Here is a 6,668-nt window from a genome sequence, read left to right as displayed (position 1 = left end):
GTTGTTCTCAGATCTGCCAGGGTTGGTACCGGAATTATTGCCGGCGGTTCGGTCAGAGCGGTGTTTGAAGTGCTGGGTGTTCAGGATGTTGTTGCAAAGATTATTGGGTCCTCTAACCCGCATAGTGTAATTTATGCCGTATTTGCTGCATTTAAAAATATGCTATCCCCCAAGCAAGTTGCTGGTAAAAGAAGCCGCAAGGTCGGTGAGGTAATAGAGAATAGGTGATGGGTCTTTTGCTATGAAGTTGAACGAATTATTTGCCGGCTTACCCAAGCGTAGAAGGCTTAAGGTTTTGGGTAGAGGCCTGGGGTGTGGTAAGGGTAAGACCTCTGGTAGGGGGCACAAGGGACAGAAGGCTAGGTCAGGATGCGCTGTCAATGGGTTTGAGGGGGGACAACAGCCCATATTTACTCGTCTTCCCAAAAGGGGGTTCAGATCCATGTCCCGAGCTAGGTACGAAATAGTGAATATTGGTGCCTTGCAGAGGCTGATTAGCGAGAAGAAGATTGTTGACGCCTCCAACATCAGCAAGGAGCTGATGGCAGAATTGGGCATGATACCTTCGCCGATGAGTAAGGTAAAGATTCTCGGCAAAAGGCGCGCTCAAGGCGAAGGTGGGGATAAGTTATGACGCGGTGTCGAAAGCTGCTGGGAAGAAAGTCTACTTACCGAAGGGTTGAGTGATTCTTAAGGAAGGTTTGTTGTGAATGTGGGTGCACGAGGCAATGCGGGGCTGTTCTGGAGGTTTGGGTTCACGCTGCTAGCCCTAATAGTATATCGCTTGGGTACTTATATCCCCATTCCCGGAGTTAATCCCAGTGTTGTAGAGGATATAATTTCTAGCCATGCGACCGGTGTTCTTGGCATCTTCAATGTGTTCTCCGGGGGCGCTCTGGGCAGGATGACTATCTTTGCGCTCAATGTCATGCCGTACATAGTCTCGTCCATAATAGTACAGCTACTTTCTGTTGCCATACCCACTCTGAATGAGATGAGGCAGGATGGCGAGCTTGGCAGGATGAAAATGAGCACCTATACAAGATATCTATCCGTGGCTTTTTGTATTGCGCAAGGGTTGGTCATACTCTTGGGGTTGGAACGCATGAACTCTGATGAGGTCATGGTGGTTATAAATCCGGGAATAATGTTCCGGGTGGTTGGGATCAGTAGCCTACTGGCAGGAACTATGTTTTTGCTTTGGCTTGGAGAAAGAATCAATGCGAAGGGTATAGGTAACGGCATTTCCCTTATAATTTTTGTGGGGATAATTTCCGAGCTACCAAGTTCCATATCCTCCGTGTTTTTGCTTGGGAAAAACGGGGAGGTTTCCGGACTGGTCGTTCTGTCAATGTTACTGGCATTTTTTGCCCTGTTCCTATTGATAATTTTTTTCGAGAGGTCATACAGAAAGGTTTTTGTGCAGTATCCAAAACGGCAGACAGGCGGCCGTTTTTACAATAGCGATTCAAGTTACATTCCGCTCAAAATAAATACTGCGGGTGTCATACCTCCAATTTTCGCTAACGCCCTGCTACTGTCATCTATTTCGCTCGTGAGATTCCACTCTGGCTCCGAGTGGGCCGATGTGCTGCTGCGGTACCTTTCCTCGGAAGGCATCCTGTATGTCTCTGTCTATATAGCGCTTATAATGTTTTTTACCTTCTTCTACACCTCTCTTGTGTTTGATACGAAGGAAACCTCAGAGATGCTAAAAAAAAATGGGGGGTTTGTCCCCGGGAAGCGTCCAGGCAAGGCAACCAAAGAGTATTTTGACCAGGTTATAGGCAGGATTACAGTTTTGGGTGCGATATACTTATCTGTTGTGTGTGTTGTGCCGGAAATTGTCCGTCATTACTGTGCCGTCTCATTCACTCTGGGCGGTACCAGTTTTTTAATTATCGTGAATGTCATAAACGACACATTCTCTCAGGTTCAGACTCAGGTGTATTCTGGCAGGTATAGTGCGTTGATGAAGAAGTCTGAGTTATGGAAAAAAGTAAAGTAAACCTGCTCATTTTAGGGGCTCCTGGCTCTGGCAAGGGAACACAGGCGCGCTTGTTGGCTGGGCATTTGGACGGCCTGCAAGTGGTATCCATGGGTGACCTACTGCGCAACGAGATTTGCGAGCGCACTGAGACAGGTAAGGAGATAGAAGACGTAATGCGTTCCGGCATCCTCGTCGACGACGCACTTGTGTGTGAGATGCTGTTTAGAAAGCTCAGGAAAGTCAGGCAGGGATTTCTGCTGGATGGGTTTCCGAGAAATCGGCATCAGGCTGAGTTTTTGACGGTCGTTCTGCGATTAATAAATTGCGGGATTGATGCGGTGATAAAGTTGGAGGTAGATGCGGAAGTCGTAAAATGCAGGCTACGCGGACGCTTGATATGTAAAGGTTGTGGCAAGGTGTCAAACGTAAGCTTCGGCACAACAGTGTGCGATGAGTGTGGTTGTCGTGATTATATCAGTAGGAATGATGATGTAGCAGAGACAATAAAGCACAGGATTTCGGAATATGAGTCCGTTATAGGAGAGTTGGAGCAATATTACGGAAAGCTGGTAACGAGAGTAGACAGCAATGGATCTGTAGACGAAGTATTTCAGGCCATAAGAGATATAGTTGATGTCCTAAATAACTAGTTGACGGTGAGTGGTACATTTGCTATACAGGGGTTCCGCTGGTGTTTTTTGTAGGGGTTCTTAGTGGCGCGTATAGGTGGGGTTAATGTCCCCGTGAATAAGCGTGTTGTAGTTGCCTTGACGTACATATACGGTATCGGTCCGTCCTTGGCCAGTAAGATTTGCGAGGGTTGTGGCATAGGAGAGGATGTTCTCGTATCCTCCCTTAGCGACGAGGATGTGGTCAAGATCAGAAACTTCATAAGGTCTGGTTGTGTTGTTGAGGCTGACCTGAGGAAAGAAGTGGCTATGAACATCAAGTTTCTGATGGATATAGGCTGCTACAGGGGCTTGCGCCATAGGAAGAAGCTTCCTGTGCGTGGTCAGAGGACGCACACGAATGCTAGAACCCGTAAAGGCGGCACCAGGCTGGCTGTTGCTGTCAAAAAGGGGTGATAGGGTTATATGGCGGTAGTTAAGAAAAGGAGGAACGTTGTTGTGGGCGAGGTGCATATCTACGCCACGTATAACAACGTAATTGTGACGATTGCTGATCAGCAGGGGCACGTTCTTGTCACTACCTCGGCCGGGGCTTGTAACTTTAAAGGCTCCAAGAAGGCGACCCCTTACGCCGCTCAGGAGACAGTCGCGAGAGCAGTTAAGGCCGTTGTTGAGCGGAATGGTATGAGGACGGTGTCGGTGTGCATATCCGGTCCTGGTGCTGGTAGGGAAGCTGCCATCAGGGCGGTTCAGACCTGTAACCTCAATGTTACGTCCATAAGGGATACTACTAAGCTCCCTCACAATGGGTGTAAGCTGCCGAAGAGGCGCAGGGTATAGTTTTTGTTTGCGAGAGATTTATGGCGATTTCTGATAATGGGGGGGGCTCCGTTGGCTTGTGTTATGGTAGCGAGTTCTCGATCTCTGATCACTGGGATAAACTGACCAGACCTTCTTCCATAAAGGTTGTGGGTGATGGCGATCTATCGCGCTCTGCCGAGCTAATTGTAGAGCCCCTGGAGAGTGGGTTTGCCCTCACCTTGGGCAACGCGCTCAGGCGTGTTATGATGTCTTCCCTAAGAGGGTTCGCTGTGTACGGGATAGAGGTTGAGGGCGTGTCGCACGAACTCACGTCTCTATCTGGGGTTCGGGAAGATGTTGCGGATTTGGTGCTCAACCTGAGTATGTTGAGGGTAAAGCTTTTGACTTCTGAATCCAGGGTTCTGCGTCTCGTTGCTAAAGGCCCCGGGGAGATCACTGCAGCTGCTATAGGTGACTCCGAGGGGTGCGTGGTTCTAAACAAGGATTTGCATATCTGCACCTTGGGTAAAGATGTTGACTTCAGCATGAAGATATATGTGAACAGCGGAAAGGGCTATGTTCCCGCTTCTGAGTACAGGGCTGCCTCCAGATCTGGCGCTACCAGCGAAGTTGGCCCGGGGTTCATTGCCACCAACGCGCTCTATAGTCCGGTAAAAAAGGTTGCATTCAGGATCGAGAGTAGCAGGATAGGCCAGTTTACTGACTACGATAGGCTTGTTATCTCTGTTGAGACGGATGGCTCTATATCTCCGGACGAAGCTGTGGCCGTTTCTGCCAGGGTGCTGCAGGATCAGCTGCAGTCATTCATAGGCTCTGAGGAAGTTGAGGGAGAATCCAGGAAGAAGGTTGACAAAGAAGAGGGGGCGTTACCCTACGATCATAATCTGCTGCGCAAGGTTGATGAGCTAGAGCTTTCTGTAAGGTCCCACAACTGCTTGAAAAATGACAACATAACGTATATAGGTGACCTCGTGCAGAAAACAGAGTCTGACATGTTGCGTACTCCCAACTTTGGTAGAAAGTCTCTGAATGAGATAAATGAGGTCTTGGCTAGCATGAACCTTCACCTTGGCATGAAGGTTCCGAATTGGCCGCCTGAGTCTATTGAGAATCTTAGTAAGCAGTATAGTGAGGATTAGTCATGAGTCCTGTGCATATGGTTGTGGGTGAGGGTCTGTAATGAGGCACGGTATAAGTTGTAGAAAGTTCTCTCGTCCCACAGCGCATAGATTGTCTATGTTGGCTAATCTTGCGGTGTCGCTGATTCGTCATGAGCGTATTGTTACCACGGTCGCGAAGGCCAAAGATTTAAGGCCCTTTGTGGAGAGACTGGTCACCGTTGGACGGAGGCTTGCGAAGAAAGACCCGGTCCGTGGCCGTAGGCTTTTGCTTTCCAAGATGGGCGGGGATTTGGATGCAGTTAACAAGCTGTTAGACGTTCTGGCAAAGCGCTATGCTCGGCGTCCCGGTGGTTACACCCGAATTTTGAAGAACGGGTTCCGCGCGGGCGATTGTGCTCCAATTGCTATTATGGAATTTGTGGACAGGAAGGAAGGGGAGCCTAAAAAGGTGGCTGAGGGCTAACCCGTGAGGTTCGCATATTCCTGGCTTATGGATCATTTGGATACCGAGTGGTCGGCCAGTGCGGTTGCGGATGAGCTTTCTCGTTTGGGCATTGAGGCAGAATTGCTGCACGAAGGCCAAGATCCGGCCCCGTTTGTGGTTGCCAGAGTTGGCGCGGTTAAGCCCCATCCTTCGGCTGATAAGCTGAAAGTCTGTGAGGTTTTTGATGGTGCAGACCACATGCAGGTGGTGTGTGGTGCATCGAACGTCAGGGAGGGCATGCTGTCTGTACTGGCGCGCTGTGGTGCGGTTATGCCCAATGGCGGCCCTACGATTGTTGAGGCAGTACTCAGGGGCGTGAAAAGCCATGGCATGCTCTGTTCGGCTGATGAACTGGGTGTCCAAGGGTGGAGAGCACAAGATTCCGGTATACTAGACCTGCCGAGTTCTGATTATGAAGTGGGAGATAGCTTTTTTCTGTCTGGGGCGGTGATTGAGGTTGGTGTTACGCCAAACCGGGGAGATTGCCTAGGCCTGCGCGGCATTGCTAGGGAGTTGGTTGCTGCCGGGGTTGGGGCTTTGAGGCCACTGCCCGTGGACGATCTTGAGGTTTTTGGGCGCTCTCCAATAGAAGCTGAAATGCGCTCCGCGGGCGTGCTTATGGGCAGGTATATTAAGTCCATAAAAAATACCGGGGACTCGCCTAGGTGGATCAAGGATCGCTTGATATCTGCCGGCGTCAAGACCATTTCGTGCGTTGTTGACATAGTAAATTATGTTATGCTGGTCCTAAACAGGCCAATGCATGTGTATGATGCCGACAAGATACAGGGCGGCAAGCTAGTTGTTGGCGCGTCATCTAACACAGATTTTCATGCACTTGATGGGAAGAAATACACCTTGAGCAAAGACAATTTGGTGGTGACGGACGGCGCCGGAGTTGTACACTGCATTGCGGGTGTCATAGGGTCAACCCTGAGTGGGTGTACACTAGATTCTGAGAATATATTTCTCGAATCCGCGTGGTATGACCCGGTCGATATTGCAATGTCGGCCAGAAAACTCAAACTATCCACAGATTCCAGCTGCAGATTTGAGAGGTTTACCGATCCTGGGTGCGTTAAACTTGGCCTGGATTTTGCGTCACACATGATTGTAAAGTACTGCGGCGGCGTTGCATCTGACGTTGTGGCGTGTGGTGAGACACCTTTTTCTGAGGGCAGGGTAATTAGTTTTAACCCGGATTCTGTGGGCGTTATAGGTAGTGTAGAAATTGAGCGCGAAGAAATTCTTCGCATACTAACGGCTTTGGGCTTTGATGTTAATGCCGACAAGGATCGTCAGTGGGAGGTCTCGGTGCCATCTTGGAGGTTGGCCGATGTGCGATCCTCCTTCGATGTTGTGGAGGAAGTGTTGCGCATGCACGGGTATGACAAAGTTCAGGAACAGCCTGTTGTGCCGTGTATTGCGGGTCCTAATGGGTGTAATTACGACGAAAAGCTAAGCTTGATCATGCTGTCTGCGGGGCTCACAGAGGTTGTGACGTGGTCCTTCATGAGCGGCGCTGTTGCAGAAAAACTTGGGTATAGTATTGAAGATTTGTGTGTAGAAAACCCGGTAAGCAATAAGTTTGATGTCATGCGCCCGTCTCTTTTGCCCAATTT

General features: G+C 49.5%; 8 protein-coding genes and 1 pseudogene. All 9 read left to right on the top strand.

The window, feature by feature from the left end; translation table 11 throughout:
* Positions 1-228, top strand: a 228-nt coding sequence (locus tag GAC_RS03745) for a 30S ribosomal protein S5 (protein WP_037349493.1), incomplete at its 5' end; no start/stop codon positions are given.
* A gap of 13 nt (positions 229-241) precedes the next feature.
* Positions 242-683: pseudogene (rplO, locus tag GAC_RS03740) on the top strand (50S ribosomal protein L15).
* Positions 684-706: 23 nt separating this feature from the next.
* Positions 707-2,008, top strand: coding sequence for a preprotein translocase subunit SecY (gene secY, locus GAC_RS03735; protein WP_010268070.1), 1,302 nt, complete (start codon positions 707-709; stop codon positions 2,006-2,008).
* Positions 1,990-2,640 (top strand): adenylate kinase family protein, encoded by a 651-nt coding sequence (locus tag GAC_RS03730; protein ID WP_010268066.1) that lies wholly within the window; start codon positions 1,990-1,992, stop codon positions 2,638-2,640. The genes secY and GAC_RS03730 overlap by 19 nt, the downstream gene beginning before the upstream one ends.
* 63 nt (positions 2,641-2,703) lie before the next feature.
* Positions 2,704-3,075, top strand: a complete 372-nt coding sequence (rpsM, locus tag GAC_RS03725; RefSeq protein ID WP_010265244.1) for a 30S ribosomal protein S13 — start codon at positions 2,704-2,706, stop codon at positions 3,073-3,075.
* A 9-nt stretch (positions 3,076-3,084) separates the two neighbouring features.
* Positions 3,085-3,459 carry a 30S ribosomal protein S11 gene (rpsK, locus tag GAC_RS03720; RefSeq protein WP_010268062.1) on the top strand — a complete coding sequence of 125 codons (375 nt, stop codon included), beginning with the start codon at positions 3,085-3,087 and terminating at the stop codon, positions 3,457-3,459.
* Positions 3,460-3,479: 20 nt separating this feature from the next.
* Complete coding sequence (locus GAC_RS03715; RefSeq protein ID WP_010265240.1) at positions 3,480-4,580, top strand: DNA-directed RNA polymerase subunit alpha; 1,101 nt, start codon at positions 3,480-3,482, stop codon at positions 4,578-4,580.
* Between the two features lie 40 nt (positions 4,581-4,620).
* Positions 4,621-5,025, top strand: a complete 405-nt coding sequence (gene rplQ / locus GAC_RS03710; RefSeq protein WP_010268058.1) for a 50S ribosomal protein L17 — start codon at positions 4,621-4,623, stop codon at positions 5,023-5,025.
* A 27-nt stretch (positions 5,026-5,052) separates the two neighbouring features.
* On the top strand, positions 5,053-6,668 hold a 1,616-nt coding region (pheT, locus tag GAC_RS03705; protein WP_050813517.1), incomplete at its 3' end, for a phenylalanine--tRNA ligase subunit beta.

Source organism: Anaplasma marginale str. Florida (genome assembly GCF_000215485.1).
Taxonomy (GTDB): domain Bacteria; phylum Pseudomonadota; class Alphaproteobacteria; order Rickettsiales; family Anaplasmataceae; genus Anaplasma; species Anaplasma marginale.
The sequence above is the reverse complement of the archived record's forward strand: the minus strand, read 5'-3'. Positions and strand labels throughout refer to the sequence as shown.